The sequence below is a fragment of the Lysobacter soli genome (assembly GCF_003382285.1).
GTDB lineage: Bacteria > Pseudomonadota > Gammaproteobacteria > Xanthomonadales > Xanthomonadaceae > Lysobacter_J > Lysobacter_J soli.
In genome coordinates, this window is record NZ_QTJR01000007.1 from 134821 (window position 1) to 152687 (window position 17867).

The following is a 17867-nucleotide window of genomic DNA, read 5'->3' on the forward strand; positions in this document are numbered from 1 at the left end:
CCTCAACGTCCGCGGCCTCGCCGCCTGCCTGCTCGCCATGACCGTCGCCCTTCCCACCCTCGCCGCTCCCGCCCAGACCGCGTCCGCGCCAATCAAGCTCACGCTCGAAGCGCTGGCCGGCGACGCCCCGCTGTCGGGCCCCAGCCTGATGAAGGCGAAGGTCTCGCCGGACGGCAAGCGCGTGACGTTCCTGCGCGGCAAGGACAGCAACAAGAACCGGCTGGACCTGTGGGCGTACGACATCGCCAGCGGGCAGACGGCGAAGCTGGTGGACGCCGACGACATCCTGCCGGGCGACGAAGTGCTCAGCGACGAGGAGAAGGCGCGCCGCGAGCGCCAGCGCATCGCCGCGCTCAGCGGCATCGTCGATTACCAGTGGGCGCCGGACGGCCGCTCGCTGCTGTTCCCGCTCGGCGGCGAGCTGTACCTGTACGACCTGGCGAAGACCGGCAAGTCGGCCGTGCGCAAGCTCACCAATGGCGAAGGTTTCGCCACCGATCCGAAGCTGTCGCCCCGCGGCGGCTTCGTCAGCTTCGTGCGCAACCGCAACCTGTGGGTCATCGACCTTGCGAGCGGCAAGTCGATCCAGCTCACGCGCGATGGCAGCGACGTCATCGGCAACGGCGTGGCGGAATTCGTCGCCGACGAGGAAATGAACCGCCACACCGGCTACTGGTGGGCGCCGGACGACTCGGCCATCGCCTTCGCGCGCATCGACGAAACGCCGGTGCCGGTGCAGAAGCGCTACGAGGTGTATCCGGATCGCACCGAGGTGGTCGAACAGCGTTATCCCGCCGCAGGCGATCGCAACGTGCTGGTGAAACTCGGCGTGATCGCGCCGAAAGCCGGTGCCGCGCCGAAGTGGGTGGACCTTGGCAAGGAACAGGACATCTACCTCGCGCGCGTCGATTGGCGCGATCCGCAGCGCCTGACGTTCCAGCGCCAGTCGCGCGACCAGCATCGGCTTGAACTGATCGAGGCCGATCTCGCCAGTGGCGGCCAGCGCGTGCTGCAGACCGAGACGAGCAAGACCTGGGTTCCGCTGCACGACGACCTGCGTTTCCTCAAGGACGGCCGCATCCTCTGGAACAGCGAGCGCAGCGGTTTCGAACATCTGTACGTATTGAGCGAAGACGGCTCGAAGGCGACCGCGCTGACCTCCGGCGACTGGCCGGTGGATGGCGTGCTCGCGGTCGATGAAGCCGCCGGCTTCGTCTACTTCGCCGCCGGCAAGGATTCGCCGATGGACGCACAGGTGTACCGCGTGCCGCTCGCGGGCGGCGCGATCGAGCGCCTGTCCAGGACCGACGGCACGCACGCGGCCAGCTTCGCCGCCAATGCGAGCGTGTACGTCGACAACTGGTCGAACCCGACCACGCCGCCGCAGCTGGAGCTGTTCCGCAACGACGGTACGCGCATCGCCGCGCTGCTGAAGAACGACCTCGCCGATCCGCAGCATCCGTACGCGAAGTACGCCGGCGCGCATCGTCCGATCGAGTTCGGCACGCTCAAGGCCGCCGATGGCACGACGCCGCTGCAGTACAGCCTCATCAAGCCCGCCGGCTTCGACGCGAACAAGCGCTATCCCGTCGTGGTGATGGTGTACGGGGGTCCGGCGTCGCAGACGGTCAAGCGCGCGTGGGCGCCGGACTTCAACCAGTACCTCGCGCAGCACGGCTATGTGGTGTTCTCGCTCGACAACCGAGGCACCCCGCGTCGCGGCGCGGCCTTCGGCGGCGCGCTGTACGGGAAGCAGGGCACGGTGGAAGTGGCCGACCAGCTGAAGGGCGTGGAGTGGTTGAAGTCGCAGCCGTGGATCGACGGCTCGCGCATCGGCGTGTACGGCTGGTCCAACGGCGGCTACATGACGCTGATGCTGCTTGCGAAGGCATCAAACCAGTACGCCTGCGGCGCGGCGGGCGCGCCGGTCACCGACTGGGCGCTGTACGACACGCATTACACCGAGCGCTACATGGGCCTGCCGAAGGCCAACGTCGCCGGCTACCAGGAAGCGCGCGTGCTGGAGCACATCGACGGCCTGACGTCGAAGCTGCTGCTGATCCACGGCATGGCCGACGACAACGTGCTGTTCACCAACTCCACCGCGCTGATGAGCGCGTTGCAGAAGCGCGGCCTGCCGTTCGAGCTGATGACCTACCCCGGCGCGAAGCACGGCCTGAAGGGCGCGGACAACCTGCACCGCCTGAAGCTGACGGAGAACTTCTTCGACCGTTGCCTCAAGCCGTAAGCGCGGCTGGTCGCAGGAACGAGAGAGCCCGGCATTCGCCGGGCTTTTTTTTAACCGCGGCTCGCGTCGACCGGGAAGACCGGGAGCGGTCCAGAGCAACCATCATCCCGGCGACTGCGGGACGACCGTCCGTTGATTCCTGCCCCGCACGGCGCGCAGTGACCTTCGGGGCATGGTGCCCGGACGCCGCAGCCGCCATGCTCGCCGTCGGACCCCTTCCTGCCGATGCCATGACCAAGCCGCTGACCCTCGCGATTGCCCTGTCCCTCACCCTCGCCACCGGCGCGCCGATGCTCGCGCAGGCGGCGCAGCCTGCCGCGAAGTCGACGGCCGCCAAGCCCGCTGCGAAGCCCACGCCGGCATGGGTCGCTACCAGCAACGAGTACGCCAACATCCTGCTCAAGGCGCAGGCCGAGTTCGCGCCGGAGGGCATGTCGTTCTTCGGCGTGCCGGGTTACGACGATCGCGTTGCCGACCTCAAGCCGCAGAATCCCGAGCGCTTCCGTGCCGCGACTGCCAAGGCGCGCGACGAACTGAAAGCCAAGCTCGCCGTCGAACGCGATCCGAACGTGCGCCAGGATCTGGAAATCATGATCCGCGCGGCCGACGAGAACATCGCCACCAGCGAACTCACCCAGCGCCTGACGCTGCCGTGGAGCGACGTGCCGCAGACGGTGTTCAGCGGCCTGCAGGGCCTGCTGTCCGACCAGACGCCGCCCGAGCGCCGCGCCAAGGCGCTCGACCGCCTGAAGAACTACGTCGGGATGGGCACCGAGAAGACGCCGATCACCGAGCTGGCGAAGGCGCGTTACACCGAAGCCGCGGCGAATGCGCAGCTCGTGCATCCGACGAAGCTCGAGGTCGAGCAGGCGCTGGGCAATGTCGACACCTACGTCGACGGCATCCGCAAGCTGTTCGCCAAGTACAAGATCGAAGGGGCCGAGCCCGCGCTCGCCGCGATGGAGACGCAGCTGAAGGATTACGGCACGTGGGCACGCGCCAACGTGCTGCCGACTGCACGCACCGACACGAAGCTGCCGCCGGAGCTGTACGCCAACAGCCTCAAGCAGTACGGCATCGACATCGACCCGCAGCTGCTGGTCCGCCGCGCGCAGGTGGAGTTCATGGAAACGCGAGCGGCGATGCAGCAGCTCGCGCCGCTGGTGGCGAAGGCGAACAACCTCACCGTCGCCGATCCGCACGATTACGTCGCCGTCATCAATGCGCTGAAGAAGCGCAACATGCCCAACGACCAGCTCGAGGCGCGCTATCGCACGGTGATCGACCAGATCGATCCGATCATCCGCTCCGAGCGCATCGTCGACGTGCCGAACCGTCCGATGGTGATGCGCCTGGGCAGCGAAGCCGAATCGGCCGCGCAGCCCGCGCCGCATTTCCTGCCGGCGCCGCTGATCGGCAACACGGGGCAGCAGGGCCAGTTCGTGCTGCCGGTGTCGGTGCCGACCGCCGAGGGCAAGGCGCTGGAATACGACGACTTCAACTTCGATGCGGTGCGTTGGACGCTGTCGGCGCATGAAGGCCGTCCGGGCCACGAGCTGCAGTTCACCGCGATGGTCGAGCGCGGCATCTCGCTGGCGCGCACGATGTTCGCGTTCAACTCGGTCAACGTGGAAGGCTGGGCGCTGTACGCCGAAGCCGAGATGGTGCCGTACGAGCCGCTGGACGGTCAGCTGATCGCGCTGCAGTTCCGCCTCATGCGCGCCGCGCGCGCGATGCTCGATCCGATGCTGAACCTGGGGCTGATCGACCGCGAGGCGGCCGGCCGCATCCTGCGCGAGAAGGTCGGGCTGTCGGAGGCGATGACGAAGCAGGAGCTGGACCGCTACACCTTCAACGCCCCGGGCCAGGCGGGCAGCTACTTCTACGGCTACACCCGCATCCTCGAACTGCGCATGGAGACCGAGATCGCGCTGGGCGACAAGTTCGATCGCCTCGCGTTCAACAACTTCCTCCTCGACCAGGGCCTGCTCCCGCCGGACCTGCTGGCCAAGGCCGTGCGCGAGCAGTTCATTCCGGCGCAGTTGAAAAAGTAAGCGCGGAAACGCGGCCGCGGCGGCCGCTTAAGCCCCTCTCCCACCGGGAGAGGGGTTGGGGTGAGGGTCGGGGCGTGCGATGCAGTCATGCTCTCTCACCCTCACTCGCTCGCACTGACCGCACGTCGAAATGGATTCCAGCTTTCGCCGGCGTGACGCGGATCTGGTGAAGTCCCTCGGCAGTGCCCAGGCGCTACGGGCCTGGGTCCCGGCTTTCGCCGGGATGACGGTGTTTGATCTGATTTCCGCGCCTTGTGAGCGTGAGGCGCCAGACGCCGAGGCGTGCTGGTCGGCAGCCGCCCGCTTCACCCAATTCCGACACCCCCTCCACGCCCCGTGAATTCCCGCGGCACCGGCGGCCCGTGCAGGAGGCACCGACACAGCGCTCGCTATACTTCCGCGAACGTTGTCCGGGAATGTTTCGTGCCGTCCACGCTTCCGCCGTCCACTGCCCGCCGCATGGCGCCCCTTGCGATCCGCGCCTGCACCGCCACCAGTGCCGTCGGCCGCGGACGGGATGCGTTGGCGAAGGCGTTGGCCGAAGGCCGCACCGGGCTGCGCCGGAACGATTTCGGCGACGACGCACGTCTGGACTGCTGGATCGGCCGCGTCGATGGGCTCGAAACCGTCGAGCTTCCCGCATCGCTCCAGCCCTGGGATTCGCGCAACAACCGCCTGGCCTGGCTGGCGCTGGCGCAGGACGGCCTGCGCGCGGCGATCGACGACGCCGTCGCGCGCCATGGCGCCGAGCGCGTCGCGGTGATCGTCGGCACCTCGACCTCCAGCATCGGCAGCACCGAAGCGGCCTACACCGCGCTGGAAGACGGCGAGTTCGCCGAGCGGTTCGCCCGACCGCACGTGCACACGCCGCATTCGCTCGGCGAGTTCGTGCAGCAGGCGACCGGCCTTCGCGGCCCATGCATCACGGTGGCGACCGCGTGCTCGTCGAGCGCGAAGGTGTTCGCGCAGGCCGCGCGCATGATCGACGCCGGCCTCGTCGACGCCGCGCTCGTCGGCGGCGTGGATACGCTCTGCGGCAGCGTGCTGTTCGGTTTCAATTCGCTGCAGCTGGTATCGAGCGAACCCTGTCGTCCGTTCGATGCGACGCGCAATGGTCTGTCGCTCGGCGAAGCCGGCGGTTTCGCGCTGCTCGAACGCGCCAACGACGGCGACACCGGCCTGCAGTTGCGCGGCTACGGCGAATCCAGCGACGCGCACCACATGTCCTCGCCGCATCCGGAAGGCCTCGGCGCGCGGCTGGCGATGCGCGATGCGCTCGCACGCGCCGGCATCGACGCGGCCGAGGTCGGTTACCTCAACCTGCACGGCACCGCCACGCCGGCCAACGATTCCATCGAAGCCGCGGCCGTGGCGTCGCTCTTTCCCGATGCGCTGCATGCCAGTTCGACCAAGGGCTGGACCGGCCATACGCTCGGCGCGGCCGGCATCGTCGAATCGACGATCGCCCTGATCGCGCTGGAACGCGGCGAACTGCCCGGCACGCTGAACAGCGACACGCCAGACACCGCCTGCGGCCCGCAGATCCGCTTCGCGCCGCAGCGCGCCGACATCCGTTACTCGATGAACAACTCCTTCGGTTTCGGCGGCAACAACTGCTCGCTGGTGTTCGGTCGCGCATGAGCCGTCTGGAAGCGAAGGTCGAAGGCATCGGTTTCTGGACGCGGGGCTTGCCCTCGTGGCCGGCGGCGCGCGAGTTCGCATCCAGCGGCGCGCAACCCGCCGATGCGCCGGCGCGACCGTCGCCGCAGTTGCTGCCGGCGAACGAACGCCGCCGCGCGCCGGAGACCGTCGCCATCGCGCTGGAAGTCGCGATGGCCGCATGCGAAGCCGCGTCGCGCGATCCCGCGTCGCTGCCGTCGGTGTTCGCATCGACGCATGGCGAGCTGGCGATCACCGACTACATGTGCACGACGCTCGCGGCCGATCCGCGCGCGTTGTCGCCCACGCGTTTCCACAATTCCGTGCACAACGCCGCCGCCGGCTACTGGACCATCGGCACCGGCGCGATGCAGCCGGCCAACGCGATCAGCGCGTACACGGCGAGCTTCGCGCAAGGCCTGATCGAGGCGCTCACGCAGCTGCACGACGACGCCGACGCGGTGCTGCTGGTCGCCTACGACGGCCAGTCCGCCGGGCCTCTGGCGAAGATGGCGCCGAGCGAAGGCCTGCTCGGCGGCGCGCTGGTGCTGTCGCGCGACGGTGCCGGCCCGCGCCTTTCGGCACGCCTGGTGCCGGTTTCGACCCGCGAGCCGGCCAGCGGCCCGCTCGCGCGCTTCGCGTCGGCCAATGCGATGGCGCCGATGCTCCCGTTGTTCGACGTGCTCGCGCATGGCGCCGGCACGGCGGTGCTGCCCGCCAGCGCCGCGCACGACCTGTTGGTGGAGGTGAACCCATGATCCATCCGTACCTGAGCCGCGACGACGTCATCGTCGTGATCCCCGCCCTGAACGAAGCGCTGCGCATCCGCGACGTCGTCGAGGGCGCGCTGGCCGAATGCCCGCGCGTGCTGGTGATCGACGACGGGTCCGACGACGGCACCGCCGACCGCATCGCCGACTTGCCGGTCACCGTGATCCGGCACGCGCAGCGCATGGGCAAGGGCGCGAGCCTGCGCGATGGTTTCGCGCACGCGCTGCGCATGGGCGCCCGCGCCATCGTCAGCATGGACGGCGACGGACAGCATCTTCCCAGCGACATCCCGCGCCTGCTCGCGGCGGCGAACCGACATCCGGGCCACATCGTGATCGGCGCGCGCCTGCGTCGCCGCTCGCAGCAACCGGTCTATCGACGCCTCGCCAACGAGTTCGCCGACTGGGGCATCGCGTGGGGCACGGGCTACCAGATCGCCGACACGCAGAGCGGGCAACGCCTGTATCCGGCTGCGGTCGCCGCGCTGACCGACGTGCCCGGCGAGGATTTCGTGTTCGAGGCGCAGATCCTGATTTCCGCCGCGCAGCAGCTGGGCACGCGCTGCGTCTCGGTGCCGATCGAATCGCGTTACAAGTGCGTGCACAGCGACGAGCAGTTCCGCCCGAGCCATTTCAAACCGCTGCGCGATTTCTCGCGCATCACCTCGCACGTGGTGCTGGGTGTGCTGCGGAAGGGTGGCATTCCCGAGATGTACCGCCGGATCCAGGCGAATCCGGCGTTGATCGACGATCCATCGGGCGAGTTCGCGCCGCCGCCAATGGGCGTGGTGCAGACGCGGTCGTCGTAGGAGTCGTCGTTACTGGTTTTGTGCCGTCATTCCCGCGAAGGCGGGAATCCATCGATCCGGCGCGTCAATCTGCGGACGACGTGTTGGCTCGGACGGATGGATCCCCGCCTTCGCGGGGATGACACCAATAGATCACTTCACCGGCTGCGCCGGCGGCACCGTGGCAGGCGTCTGGGGGGCGGTCGCCGGCGGCGGGTTGGCGACGTAGATCGCCACGGCCTGCGCGAACTTCTTGGTCGGCGAGATGTTCACGCCGATGCCGCCGCCGCTGAAACTGCCGCCGTGGTAGCCGCTGGAGCTGCCGCCGCCCACGCCGAGGCCGACGCTGCTGCCGCCGCCGGTGTCCTGCGTGCCCATGAACAGCACGCCGTTGGCGCCGAGTTTCGCGGCCTCGGTGCGCAGCTTGGCGATCACGTCGTTCAGCTTGTTCTGCTCGCCGTAGGTGAAGCTGCCGCTGGCCGTCTCCAGGCGGGCGATTTCCTCGAATCCGCCTGGCGGCGGCGTGTAGTAGACGCGGACCTGCGCCGGATCGATCGGCGTGCGCGGCGTGCCGGTCACCAGTTGCGAAGTGGACGAACAACCGGCCAGCGCGGCCAGTGCGAGTGCTGCGAGCGTCGTGGCGATGCGGCGCATGGCGGCGTCTCCGTGTTGGGTTGCGGCGATCCTACGACAGTGGCGGTCGCGCCGAAGCGAACAAAGTCGCCGTCCGTTCAGGTCATCCCGCCGTCGACGCCGATGACCTGCCCGTTGATGTAGCCGGCGGCGTCCGAGCACAGGAATCCGATCAGCGCCGCGACCTCGTCGGGCCGCCCGGCCCGGCCGGCGGGAACCAGCTGCTTGATGGCCTCGGCCGGGAATGCGGCGTCGGCCATGCGGCCCTCGACCACGCCCGGCGCCACCACGTTGCAGGTGATGCCGCGGCTGCCCATCTCGCGCGCGAGCGACTTGGTCGCGCCGTGCAGCGCCGCCTTGGCCGCGGCGTAATTCGCCTGCCCGCGATTGCCCAGCACCGCCGCCACCGACGACACGCTGACCACGCGGCCCCAGCGCGTCCGCGCCATCGGCAGCAGCAGCGGCTGCGTGACGTGGAAGAAACCGTGAAGGGAGACGTCGATGACGCGCTTCCACTTCGCCTCGCTCATGCCGGCCATCGGGCCGTCGTCGTGCACGCCGGCGTTGTTGACGACCACCTGGATCGGGCCGGCTTCGAGCAAGGTCGCGATCGCCGCCTGCGTGGCCTCGGCGTCGGCTACGTCGAACGCGACCGCTTGCCCCGATCCGCCAGCCGCCCCGATCGCGTCGACCACGGCCTGCGCGCGCTCGACATTGCGGTTGGCGTGCACGATCACCTCGCAGCCGTCGGCCGCCAGGCGTTGGCAGATCGCGCCGCCGATGTCGCCGCTGCCGCCGGTGACGAGGGCGCGACACGGACCGGTGTGCTTGCGTGCGCTCATGCGGCGTCTCCCGGAAGCGAATGCAGGATGGCGGCGCGCCCGCTCGCGAGCGTCGCGCGGTCGTGCGTGATGACGAAACGGTACTGGCTGCCGGACGCGTCGGCCATCAGGCATTGCGCGTGTACTTCCAGCGCGCCGGGCAGGTCGTCGATGCGTGCGACGTTCAGCGTGACATCGCGCAGCGCGACCAGCATGCCGGGCCTGACGCCCTCGCCTGCCGCGCGCGCCAGCAACCCACCGTGGACGGCCATCGCCTGCGCGCCATATTCGCCCAGGTGCACGCCGTGGAGCCGGTCGCGATGACGCAACGGATGCGCGGCATCGCGATGATTGAACGCGCGCAGCCGGATCGACTGCGCGTCGAACTCGACGACTTCGTCCCACAGGCACATCGCGCCGCCATGCGGCACGAGCGTGAGGATCTCGTCGCGCGCGATCATGCCGACGCTCATGCGATCTCCTTCACCGGCTCGCGAACGATCAGCAGCGCCAGCACGAAGTTGAACGCGACGCCGAGCGCGACCGTGCCGCCGATCGCCCGCAGCACCGGGATGCTCGACGTCGCCAGCAGCGCGAACACCAGCAGCGTCGTGAGGCTGCACACGATCACCGCGTGCAGCGTGCGCAACTGTTCGGCGCGATCGTCGCCGGCGTGGTCGAAGAACAGCGCGTAATCGAGTCCGAGCCCCGCGGCGAGGATCAACGACACCAGGTGGAACAGGTTCAGTTCGACACCGAAACCGCGCAGCACCGCGAGGATCAGCAGCGTCGTCAGCGCCATCGGCGCGAGCACCCGCAGCACGCGGCGCGGCGAGCGCAGCGCGAACCACACCGCCGCGGCGAGCAGCACGGTCGCAAGCGCAAGCGCCCACAGCACGCGTTCGCGGTACTGCGCGACCAGCGACTCCGACGCCTGCTTCAGGTCGAGCAGCTGTGCGCCGTGCGCCTGCGCGACACGCGCCACCGCAGCGGGATCGCGCAGGTTCGACAGTGCGACGAGCGCGGTCGCGTGGCCTTCGCGCTGCAGCAGCAGGCCTTCGGTGCTGGCGGCGAGCGGCGTTCCGGCGAGGTCCGCCGTCGTCAGCGGGCTCGCTTCGCGCGCCGCGGCGACATCGCGCACGAAGTCGTCGAAGGCGTCGTCGTTGAACGCGCCGCCGCTCATCGCATCGTGCAATGCAGCGCGAAGTTCGACATCGCCCGGCAGCTTCGCCTGGCGCGCGTGCTGCGTCGCCGCGCTCGGCAGATAGCGCGCGGCGAGATCGAAACCGCCGACGACGCCCTGCGCGCGCAGGCCTTCCAGTGCGGCGATCATGCGTTCGGAAGACTGCAACGCATGTTCGGCATCGCGCGCTTCCAGCGCGATCACGTAGCGCACGTCGGGCGCGCCCAGTTCGCCGCGCAGCCGTGCGTCCTGCGCGAGCGCGGCCGGCGGCACGGGCGTCAGGCGCGCGAGGTCGTTCTGCCAGAACGTGCCGGGCGCGAAGGCGACGACGGCGGCGGCGATCGCGGCGACGATGCATGCGGCCGTCGCGTTCATGCGCGGCCAGCGCGCCAGCGCGTTCCAGCACCGCGCCAGCCAGCGCGAATCGGCGGCGTCGCGCGGGGAGGGATCGATCAGCGCCGGCAGCAGGAAACGCGTCACGAGCGCGGCAGTCGCAAGCGCCACGACGGTGAAGACCGCGAGCTGTTGCAGGCCATCGACGCCGGAAACGAGGAACGTCGCATACGCGATGCACGTCGAGGCGACGCCGGTGCCGAGCGTCGGCCACAGCGCGCGCGCACTCGCCCACGGCGACACGCCAGCACGCTGGTGGCTGAAAAGATGGATCGGATAGTCCTGCACCACGCCAATGAGCGTGAAGCCGAACGCGACCGTGATGCCATGCACGCCGTCGAAGGCGAGCGCCACCGCGCCAAGGCCCGCCAGTCCCGCGCTCGCCAGCGGCAGGCCGCCGAGCAGCGGCGCCTTCCAGCTGCGATAGGCCACCCACAGCAGCAGCACGAACACGAGCGAGTCGATGGTGCCGATCAGGCTCGCCTCGCGCGCCGTGCGACCGCCGATCTCGACCGAGAACGCCCCCGGACCGGTCAGCGTCAGCTTCGTCTTCGTGTTCGCGCTGACAGCATCGAACGCGGCGTGGATCGCATCGACCGCAGCCTGCTGGCCTTCGGGATCGAAACCGGCCGCGTGCGTTTCGATCGCGAGCAGCGCTTCGCGACCGGCGCGGTCGAACCACACGCCATGCAGGCGCTGCGGCGCGTTCGCCGGTTGCCAGGCCTGCGCGAGCTTGAGCGTTTCCAGCGTTGGATCGGATGGCAGCAGAGGTTCGAGCATCGCCGCGGCGGGCGAGCCCAAGTCCTGCACGCGCGCGTCGAGTTCGCGGCGCAGGAAGGCGGCATCGAAACGCTGCGTGTCGAGCGTCGGAGACAGCAGATAGCGGTACGGGCGCAGGCGTGGCGGAATCGCGTCGAGGCCGAGGTCGGCACCGTTGGCGACGAGCTTGAACGGCACGTCCACGCCGACGCGCGCGGCGAGCAGCCGCTCGCGCAGGGCCTGCGACTGCGCGGCAAGCGTTTCCTGCGCCTCGCCCGACAACGAAAGCAGCAGCAGCCGCGAACCCGGGCCTTCGCCGAGTTCGTCGATCAGCAGCTTCTGTGCCGGCGTCTGCGGCGCCGGCATGAACTTGCGCAGATCGCCGCTGAGCTGCACGCGCGGCGCGACGAAGAGCGCCAGCAACGCGAGCAGCGCCAGCCACAGCAGCGCGAGCGCGAGCCGCCGCGTGGCGCTCATCGGGCGTTCGCCCGCCGCGTCGTGGCTCATCGTGCTGGCGCGCCTTCGCACAGCGCGACCAGCGCCGCGGCATCGGTGGCCTTCGCCGCCTCCTGCGCGGCACCGGCGAGCAGCGTGCGCTGCGTGTCGCCGTTGCCGGCCGCGCGCGTCTGGATGCAGCGCAGCTCCGAGCCGCGACCGTTCAGCACGATGGCCTGCACTTTCGACGCGAGCGCCGCGTCTTTTGGCGTCATCGTCAACGTCCAGCGCTGGCGCGTGCCGTCGGCCTGCAGGCGATAGTGGGCTTCGATGGCGGCGTGATCGCCACCGAGCAGCGCGCCGAAGCTGTTCTGCAGGCCGGCGAGCTCGGGCACGCGCGACAGCGAGAATCTGCGCGGCGACTGGCCGGCGCGCTCGATGGTGGCTTCACCGGCGCGCAGCGTCGTGGTTTCGGCGTAGGGCGAACGCACTTCGCGCACGAGCGTGTCGGCATCGGGACGGCGGTATTCGCCGGTGAGCCGCAGCGGCGCCTTGAGCAATTTCGAGCCGCGCACTTCGACGAAGGGCGTCCGCGCCGGCGCGGGACGCGCGATCTTCGCCAGGATCCAGTCCGCCTCGACCGGCGACTCAGCCGGCGCGGCGAAGGTCGCCGCGCTGGCGAGCGTCAGCAGCAGCGCCGGCGCCAGTCGCCTCGCCCAGGTGCTTGAGGGAGGTGTCGTCCGCTGCATCGTCGCCCTGCCAGAAATCGTAGAAGTTGAACCAGTTGTAGGGTGCGCGGCGCACGTGGTGCTGCAGCCGCGCGGAATAGTCGCGAACCAGCGCGGCGATGCGTTCGCTGCGCTGGCGACGCGGGATGTCCAGGCCGTCGCTGAATTCCTCGAACACCAGCTCATAGCGGTTGCCGCCGCGATACAGGCCGAAGGCCAGCATGACCGGCACCTTCAGCGTCGCCGCGAGCGACCACGGGCCGGAGGGCAATGCCGCGTCGCGCCCGAGGAACGGCACGCGCACGGCGGCATCGCCGGCCTCGGCGCGATCGACCAGCAGCGCGACCAGCTCACCGCGCGCGAGCGCTTCCTGGATCGCCAGCACGATCGACACGCCGTCCTGCCCCGCGTCGATGACGTCGCGCGCGAGCTGCGGATTGAGGGCGTCGAGCAGGCGCGTGATCGCCTGGTTGTGCGCGATGTCGAGCACGATGCGCACGCGCAGCGCCGGGCGCGTGAGCGACAGCACGCGCAGCGCGTCGAAACTGCCGTGGTGCGAACCGAAGATGAGCACGCCTTCGCCGCGATCCACGCGCGCGGCCAGCGCGGGCAGCCCGACGGTGGCGATGTCGAATCGCGACAGTTGCCCGCTGAGCAGGAAGACGCGGTCGAGGATGGTCGCGGCGAACGTGTGGATGTGGCGCGCGACGTCCCACAGCGTGGGCGTGCGATCGAGCACGCGCGACAGGTAGGCGCGCGAGGCGCGACGCTCCGGGCCGCGCACGATCAGGAAGTACAGCGTGATCGGATACAGGCACGCGCGACCCACGGCGCGCCCGCCGTAACGCGCGATGCTGCGGATGATCCACAGCGCGACATAGCCGCCGCCTTCGGGGCGCTGCTTCCAGTGCGCGTTCATGGCGTGGCCTGGATCGCGCCGCTATGAATCGCGCCGCCATGAATCTCGCCGCTGGCGATCAGCGTCGCCTCGCGCAGCACGCGGAAGCGCCAGCGCGGCGCGGCGCCGTCTAGTTCAATCCGCGCCAACTCGATGCACGCGCGTTCGCCGGGAAGCAGCGGTTGCAGGAACTTCACCTGCGGCAGGCGCAATGCGGGCAGCGGCCCGTGCGCGGCCTCGATCGCCTCCACCACGCGCTCCAGCACGACCACGCCGGGCACCAGCGGCCGGCCGGGAAAGTGCCCGGGCAGGCTCGGATGGTCGGTGCGGATCGTGAAGTCCATGCGTGGCGGCGGCTGCGCGAAGGTGCGCTCAGGATACCGGGCTAGTCGAACAAGCCGCGCCAGAACCGCGGGCCCAGCGCCGCCATCTGCCGCAGGAAATCGAAGAAATGCCGGTACGGGCGGTGCGGGAACAGCCAGCGCCGCAGCATGTATTCGCCCACGAAGAAGCCGCCGACGATGCCGTAATTGAGCAGGTTGGCGAACAGCGACCACGCTTCCTGCCCGATCGTCACCGGCGAGGCGACGCCCAGCCGCGCCAGCACGCCGTCGGGCACGGCGATCAGCGCCAGCACGCCGTTGGCGACCGCCAGTGCGGCCATCACGTAGGCCCACGCGGCGGTCAGCTTTCGCGAATAACGATACAGTGGCGCCGGCAGCGTGGCCGGCTCGCAGCCTTCCATCGCAGCCACGATGCGGGTGATCAGCGGCTCGCGTGGCGGCCGCAGGCTGCGCCAGAACATCCACGCGACGAAGCCGACGAACAGCATCGGTGGCGCCAGCAGCAGCATCTGCGGGTACGGGGTCTGCGCCAGCCAGGCCAGCGCGGCGCCGGACACGACCAGCACGCCCCACGCCCAGCCCTGCCCCTGCATCAGCGGCGCGACCAAGCACAGCGCGACCAGGTCGGCCATCGCGATCGCCGCCGGCACGCCGCCGCCGTCGTGCGTGGCCCAGTGCGCCAGCAGCGGGTAGGCGACGGCCAGCGCGATGGCGGGAATCGCGCGAACGATGGCCGTTGCCATGCCCGTGCGCGCCCAGGCGGCGCTCACGCCGCGCGGCGCTGTTCGATGTGCGCGGCGAGCGCGCGCAGCGAGGCGAAGATGCGGCGGTTCTCGTCGCTGTCCGAACGCAGCTGAAAGCCATATTTGCCGGAAATCGCCAGCGCCAGTTCCAGCGCGTCGATCGAATCCAGCCCCAGGCCTTCGCCGAACAGCGGGCTTTCCGGGTCGATGTCGCCCGGGGCGACGTCCTCGAGGTTCAGGCTTTCGACCAGCAGCTCCGCCAGTTCGCGTTCGACGGGACTTTGTTCAGACATCGGGATTTCCAGCACAAGGCGTATCGAGGGACGCCACGATCCGGCATCGGCGCGCCCGGTGCAACCGGTGGCCCGGCGCCGGGGCGGCCGGGCGGCGCCGGCCCCGGAAGGCCGCCTCGCGCACCGGGCGCACGCGGGCCTTCCCTTATGATGGGCGCATGACCGATACCGTCGCCGAATCCGGCCGCGCGAGCGCCTCGCCGGCCGAGCTGAACACGCCCACTGACCACCCTGCAGTCCTCCAGCCCGACGTGCTGGTGATCGGCGGCGGCCCCGCCGGTACCACCGCCGCGACGATGCTGGCCCGCAAGGGCTGGAAGGTCCTGCTGCTGGAGAAGGACGCGCACCCGCGCTTCCACATCGGCGAATCGCTGCTGCCGATGAACCTGCCGATCCTCGAACGCCTCGGCGTCCTGGACCAGGTGAAGGCCATCGGCACCTTCAAGCCGGGCGCGGAGTTCCCGATCGTCAACGATGACGGCACGCCGATGGCGCCGGACAACGAAGGCGCCGACCAGTACAACACCTTCCGCTTCGAGCGCGCGCTCAATCCGGCGTTCGGTTACGCCTACCAGGTAAAGCGCGAGGAGTTCGACCAGCTGCTGTTCCGCAACGCGCAGGCGAACGGCGTGGACGCGCGCGAACGCCACAAGGTCGAACGCGTGGAGTTCGGCAGCGACGGGCGTCCGTCGATCGTCCGCGCACGCGATGCGCAGGGCAATGCGTTCACGGTGCAGGCGCGCTACATCGTCGATGCGAGCGGTCGCGACACGGTGTTCGGCAACCAGCTCAAGCTGAAGAAGAAGAACCCGCTGCACCAGTCGGCGGCGATCTTCAGCCATTTCACCGGCGTGGAACGCCGCGCCGGCGAGGACGCCGGCAACATCACCGTGCAGCGTTTCGCGCACGGCTGGATGTGGCTGATCCCGCTGCGCGAAGGCGTGATGAGCGTGGGCGCGGTGTGTTTCCCCGAATACCTCAAGCAGCGCCGCGGCGAAAACGAAGCGTTCCTGATGAAGACGCTGGAGTCCGAGCCGCAGGTGAAAAAGCGCATGGCCAATGCGCAGCGCGTCGCGCCGGTCCACGTCACCGGCAACTACTCCTACACCTGCGAGCGCATGCACGGGCCAGGCTGGGTGATGGTCGGCGACGCCTACGCGTTCGTCGATCCGGTGTTCTCCTCGGGCGTCTACCTGGGCATGAACAGCGCCGAGCAGGCCGCGCAGGTCGTCGACGGCACGCTGCGCGACCCGTCGCGCGAAGCCGCCCTGCAACGCGAGATGGACACGCGCCTCAAGCGCGGCCTGAAGCATTTCCAGTGGTTCATCTACCGCTTCACCACGCCGGTGATGCGCCACCTGTTCAACCATCCACGCAACGTGTGGCAGGTGGAACAGGCGGTGATCTCGATGCTCGCCGGCGACGTGTTCGACAACCCGGAAGTGCTCAAGCGCCTGCGCCTGTTCCGTTTCATCTACAACGTGACGGCGATCCGCATGGCGCCGCTTGCGCTGCGCGGCTGGCTGAAGCGGCGCCGGCAGGTCGGCGTGGACGTTGGCCTGCAGGGCGCGGCCGACACGCTGCAGCCGGGTCCGGAGCGCGCGCAGTGAGCGCGGTGCATCCGATGCCCTTCCATGAGCCGCGCTGGTCGGTGGAATACGTGCACGACACGCCGGAGTCCGTGCTCGCGCAATCCGACGTGCTCGCCGTCATCGCGTTCGGCGCGAAGGCCCCGCACGTCGACGATCCGCGCTACCTGCGCGTGGCGCTGGAACCGCACGGCGATACGCCGCTGGAAGTCTGGCGCGCCGGCGGCGCCGTGCAGTGCGGGCGCGATGGCGACGTGGCTTGGGCCGACGATGGCGCGCTGCTGTTCGGCGCGATCGAACTGGACGAAGGCGAGGCCGATCCGACGGGCCGCGTGAGCGACATCGAGGCCACGGCCGATCGCCTGTACCGCCGGCTGATGGAATTCGTGCAGCAGCGCGGCACGCCGCACCTGCTGCGCGTGTGGAATTACCTAGACGGCATCACCGTCGGCGAAGGCGACATGGAGCGCTACCGGCAGTTCTGCGTCGGCCGCGCGCGCGGGCTGGGCGAAGTCGATCCGCACACGCTGCCGGCAGCCACCGCGATCGGCCAGGTGAATCCGGACGGCGCGCCGCGTCGCCTGCAGGTGTACTGGCTCGCCTCGCGCGTGCCGGGCACGCCGCTGGAGAATCCGCGCCAGATCAGCGCCTATCGCTACCCGCGCCAGTACGGCCCGCAGCCGCCGAGCTTCGCGCGCGCGATGCTGCCGCCAGCCGGCAGCGCGATGCCGCTGATGCTGTCGGGCACGGCGGCCATCGTCGGCCACGAATCGCAGCACGCCGATTCGGTCGCGACGCAGCTGGACGAAACACTCGCGAATTTCGACAGCCTCATCGCCGCCGCGCGCGCGCAGTGGCCGTCGCTGCCGACACGCTTCGGCGCGTACTCACCGTTGAAGGTGTACGTGCGCGATCGCGACGAACTCGACGTGGTGGCGCGCGCGCTCGAAACGCGCCTCCCGCCAGAGGTGCCGCGCGTGGTGCTGCATGCGGCGGTATGCCGTCGCGAGTTGCGCGTGGAGATTGATGGGGTGCACGGGTAGTTCGTGATTCGTGATTCGGGATTCGTGATTCGTGATTCGTGATTCGGGATTCGTGATTCGTGATTCGTGATTCGGGATTCGGGATTCGGGATTCGGGATTCGGGATTCGCAGCAGCTTTTCCGAAGCCGTCATCCCGGCGAAAGCCGGGATCCAGGCCCGTCACGTTCGGGCACTCCCACCATGGCGAACCACCTCATCGTCATTCCAGCGAAAGCTGGAATCCATTTTTGTTTTCGAAGCCGACGTTCGCGCTGGATCGAAGCAACAGCGCAGCGCTGTAACGCAGCGGTCAGTCATCACATCCGCTTCGTTACCCCTCACCCCAACCCCTCTCCCGCAGGAGAGGGGCTAAAAGCTGTCACTCCAGCGAGCGCTCGAATTCATTTGATTTTCGAAGCTTGCGTTCGCGCTGGTTCGAAGCAACAGCGCAGCGCTGTAGCGCAACGGCCAGTCACCGCACCCGCTTCGTTGCCCCTCACCCCAAC

At 69.4% G+C, this 17867-nt stretch carries 16 protein-coding genes; 7 read left to right on the forward strand and 9 right to left on the reverse strand.

Features of this window, described 5'->3' with window-relative positions; translation table 11 throughout:
* The first annotated feature begins 37 nt into the window (after positions 1 to 37).
* The 5 genes from DX912_RS11815 to DX912_RS11840 all read left to right on the forward strand — a co-directional run bounded on the left by DX912_RS11815 (position 38) and on the right by DX912_RS11840 (position 7540).
* The gene (locus DX912_RS11815) at positions 38 to 2248 is read left to right on the forward strand and encodes a S9 family peptidase (RefSeq protein ID WP_115842834.1); all 2211 of its coding nucleotides are present in this window, start codon (positions 38 to 40) and stop codon (positions 2246 to 2248) included.
* Positions 2249 to 2478: 230 nt separating this feature from the next.
* Entirely contained in the window at positions 2479 to 4302 is a 1824-nt protein-coding gene (locus DX912_RS11820) for a DUF885 domain-containing protein (protein WP_115842718.1), read from the forward strand.
* A 459-nt stretch (positions 4303 to 4761) separates the two neighbouring features.
* Positions 4762 to 5943 (forward strand): beta-ketoacyl-[acyl-carrier-protein] synthase family protein, encoded by a 1182-nt coding sequence (locus DX912_RS11830; RefSeq protein ID WP_115842720.1) that lies wholly within the window; start codon positions 4762 to 4764, stop codon positions 5941 to 5943.
* On the forward strand, positions 5940 to 6719 hold the full coding sequence (locus DX912_RS11835; RefSeq protein ID WP_115842721.1) for a beta-ketoacyl synthase chain length factor: 780 nt from the start codon (positions 5940 to 5942) through the stop codon (positions 6717 to 6719). The genes DX912_RS11830 and DX912_RS11835 overlap by 4 nt, the downstream gene beginning before the upstream one ends.
* Positions 6716 to 7540, forward strand: a complete 825-nt coding sequence (locus tag DX912_RS11840) for a glycosyltransferase family 2 protein (protein ID WP_115842722.1) — start codon at positions 6716 to 6718, stop codon at positions 7538 to 7540. The genes DX912_RS11835 and DX912_RS11840 overlap by 4 nt, the downstream gene beginning before the upstream one ends.
* A 132-nt stretch (positions 7541 to 7672) precedes the next feature.
* Here DX912_RS11840 and DX912_RS11845 read toward each other — a convergent pair whose 3' ends face one another.
* From DX912_RS11845 to DX912_RS11885, 9 genes are all read right to left on the reverse strand, one after another.
* Positions 7673 to 8173 carry a DUF4156 domain-containing protein gene (locus tag DX912_RS11845; protein ID WP_115842723.1) on the reverse strand — a complete coding sequence of 167 codons (501 nt, stop codon included), beginning with the start codon at positions 8171 to 8173 and terminating at the stop codon, positions 7673 to 7675.
* Positions 8174 to 8250: 77 nt separating this feature from the next.
* Positions 8251 to 8994 carry a 3-oxoacyl-ACP reductase FabG gene (fabG, locus tag DX912_RS11850; protein ID WP_115842724.1) on the reverse strand — a complete coding sequence of 248 codons (744 nt, stop codon included), beginning with the start codon at positions 8992 to 8994 and terminating at the stop codon, positions 8251 to 8253.
* Positions 8991 to 9434, reverse strand: coding sequence for a hotdog family protein (locus tag DX912_RS11855; RefSeq protein ID WP_115842835.1), 444 nt, complete (start codon positions 9432 to 9434; stop codon positions 8991 to 8993). The genes fabG and DX912_RS11855 overlap by 4 nt, the downstream gene beginning before the upstream one ends.
* 8 nt (positions 9435 to 9442) lie before the next feature.
* Positions 9443 to 11815 carry an MMPL family transporter gene (locus DX912_RS11860; RefSeq protein ID WP_233433575.1) on the reverse strand — a complete coding sequence of 791 codons (2373 nt, stop codon included), beginning with the start codon at positions 11813 to 11815 and terminating at the stop codon, positions 9443 to 9445.
* The gene (locus DX912_RS11865; protein ID WP_115842725.1) at positions 11812 to 12492 is read right to left on the reverse strand and encodes a LolA-related protein; all 681 of its coding nucleotides are present in this window, start codon (positions 12490 to 12492) and stop codon (positions 11812 to 11814) included. Before DX912_RS11865 ends, DX912_RS11860 begins: the two co-directional genes overlap by 4 nt.
* Positions 12392 to 13390 (reverse strand): lysophospholipid acyltransferase family protein, encoded by a 999-nt coding sequence (locus tag DX912_RS11870; RefSeq protein WP_115842726.1) that lies wholly within the window; start codon positions 13388 to 13390, stop codon positions 12392 to 12394. The genes DX912_RS11865 and DX912_RS11870 overlap by 101 nt, the downstream gene beginning before the upstream one ends.
* Positions 13387 to 13713 (reverse strand): ApeI family dehydratase, encoded by a 327-nt coding sequence (locus DX912_RS11875; protein WP_115842727.1) that lies wholly within the window; start codon positions 13711 to 13713, stop codon positions 13387 to 13389. Before DX912_RS11875 ends, DX912_RS11870 begins: the two co-directional genes overlap by 4 nt.
* Positions 13714 to 13754: 41 nt before the next feature.
* Positions 13755 to 14456, reverse strand: a complete 702-nt coding sequence (locus DX912_RS11880) for a COG4648 family protein (RefSeq protein ID WP_115842837.1) — start codon at positions 14454 to 14456, stop codon at positions 13755 to 13757.
* 23 nt (positions 14457 to 14479) lie between these two features.
* Positions 14480 to 14749, reverse strand: a complete 270-nt coding sequence (locus DX912_RS11885; RefSeq protein WP_115842728.1) for a phosphopantetheine-binding protein — start codon at positions 14747 to 14749, stop codon at positions 14480 to 14482.
* A 158-nt stretch (positions 14750 to 14907) separates the two neighbouring features.
* Between DX912_RS11885 and DX912_RS11890 the strand changes: the two genes are divergently transcribed.
* Complete coding sequence (locus tag DX912_RS11890; RefSeq protein WP_115842729.1) at positions 14908 to 16359, forward strand: NAD(P)/FAD-dependent oxidoreductase; 1452 nt, start codon at positions 14908 to 14910, stop codon at positions 16357 to 16359.
* Between the two features lie 14 nt (positions 16360 to 16373).
* Positions 16374 to 17381, forward strand: a complete 1008-nt coding sequence (locus tag DX912_RS11895; RefSeq protein WP_115842730.1) for a chorismate transformation FkbO/Hyg5 family protein — start codon at positions 16374 to 16376, stop codon at positions 17379 to 17381.
* Positions 17382 to 17867 lie beyond the last annotated feature (486 nt).

Coding starts and splice junctions, on each gene's coding strand:
- DX912_RS11815 (WP_115842834.1), top strand. CDS start 38: ATGACCGTCGCCCTTCCCACCCTCGCCGCTCCCGCCCAGACCGCGTCC.
- DX912_RS11820 (WP_115842718.1), top strand. CDS start 2,479: ATGACCAAGCCGCTGACCCTCGCGATTGCCCTGTCCCTCACCCTCGCC.
- DX912_RS11830 (WP_115842720.1), top strand. CDS start 4,762: ATGGCGCCCCTTGCGATCCGCGCCTGCACCGCCACCAGTGCCGTCGGC.
- DX912_RS11835 (WP_115842721.1), top strand. CDS start 5,940: ATGAGCCGTCTGGAAGCGAAGGTCGAAGGCATCGGTTTCTGGACGCGG.
- DX912_RS11840 (WP_115842722.1), top strand. CDS start 6,716: ATGATCCATCCGTACCTGAGCCGCGACGACGTCATCGTCGTGATCCCC.
- DX912_RS11845 (WP_115842723.1), bottom strand. CDS start 8,173: ATGCGCCGCATCGCCACGACGCTCGCAGCACTCGCACTGGCCGCGCTG.
- fabG (WP_115842724.1), bottom strand. CDS start 8,994: ATGAGCGCACGCAAGCACACCGGTCCGTGTCGCGCCCTCGTCACCGGC.
- DX912_RS11855 (WP_115842835.1), bottom strand. CDS start 9,434: ATGATCGCGCGCGACGAGATCCTCACGCTCGTGCCGCATGGCGGCGCG.
- DX912_RS11860 (WP_233433575.1), bottom strand. CDS start 11,815: ATGAGCCACGACGCGGCGGGCGAACGCCCGATGAGCGCCACGCGGCGG.
- DX912_RS11865 (WP_115842725.1), bottom strand. CDS start 12,492: ATGCAGCGGACGACACCTCCCTCAAGCACCTGGGCGAGGCGACTGGCG.
- DX912_RS11870 (WP_115842726.1), bottom strand. CDS start 13,390: ATGAACGCGCACTGGAAGCAGCGCCCCGAAGGCGGCGGCTATGTCGCG.
- DX912_RS11875 (WP_115842727.1), bottom strand. CDS start 13,713: ATGGACTTCACGATCCGCACCGACCATCCGAGCCTGCCCGGGCACTTT.
- DX912_RS11880 (WP_115842837.1), bottom strand. CDS start 14,456: ATGGCAACGGCCATCGTTCGCGCGATTCCCGCCATCGCGCTGGCCGTC.
- DX912_RS11885 (WP_115842728.1), bottom strand. CDS start 14,749: ATGTCTGAACAAAGTCCCGTCGAACGCGAACTGGCGGAGCTGCTGGTC.
- DX912_RS11890 (WP_115842729.1), top strand. CDS start 14,908: ATGACCGATACCGTCGCCGAATCCGGCCGCGCGAGCGCCTCGCCGGCC.
- DX912_RS11895 (WP_115842730.1), top strand. CDS start 16,374: ATGCCCTTCCATGAGCCGCGCTGGTCGGTGGAATACGTGCACGACACG.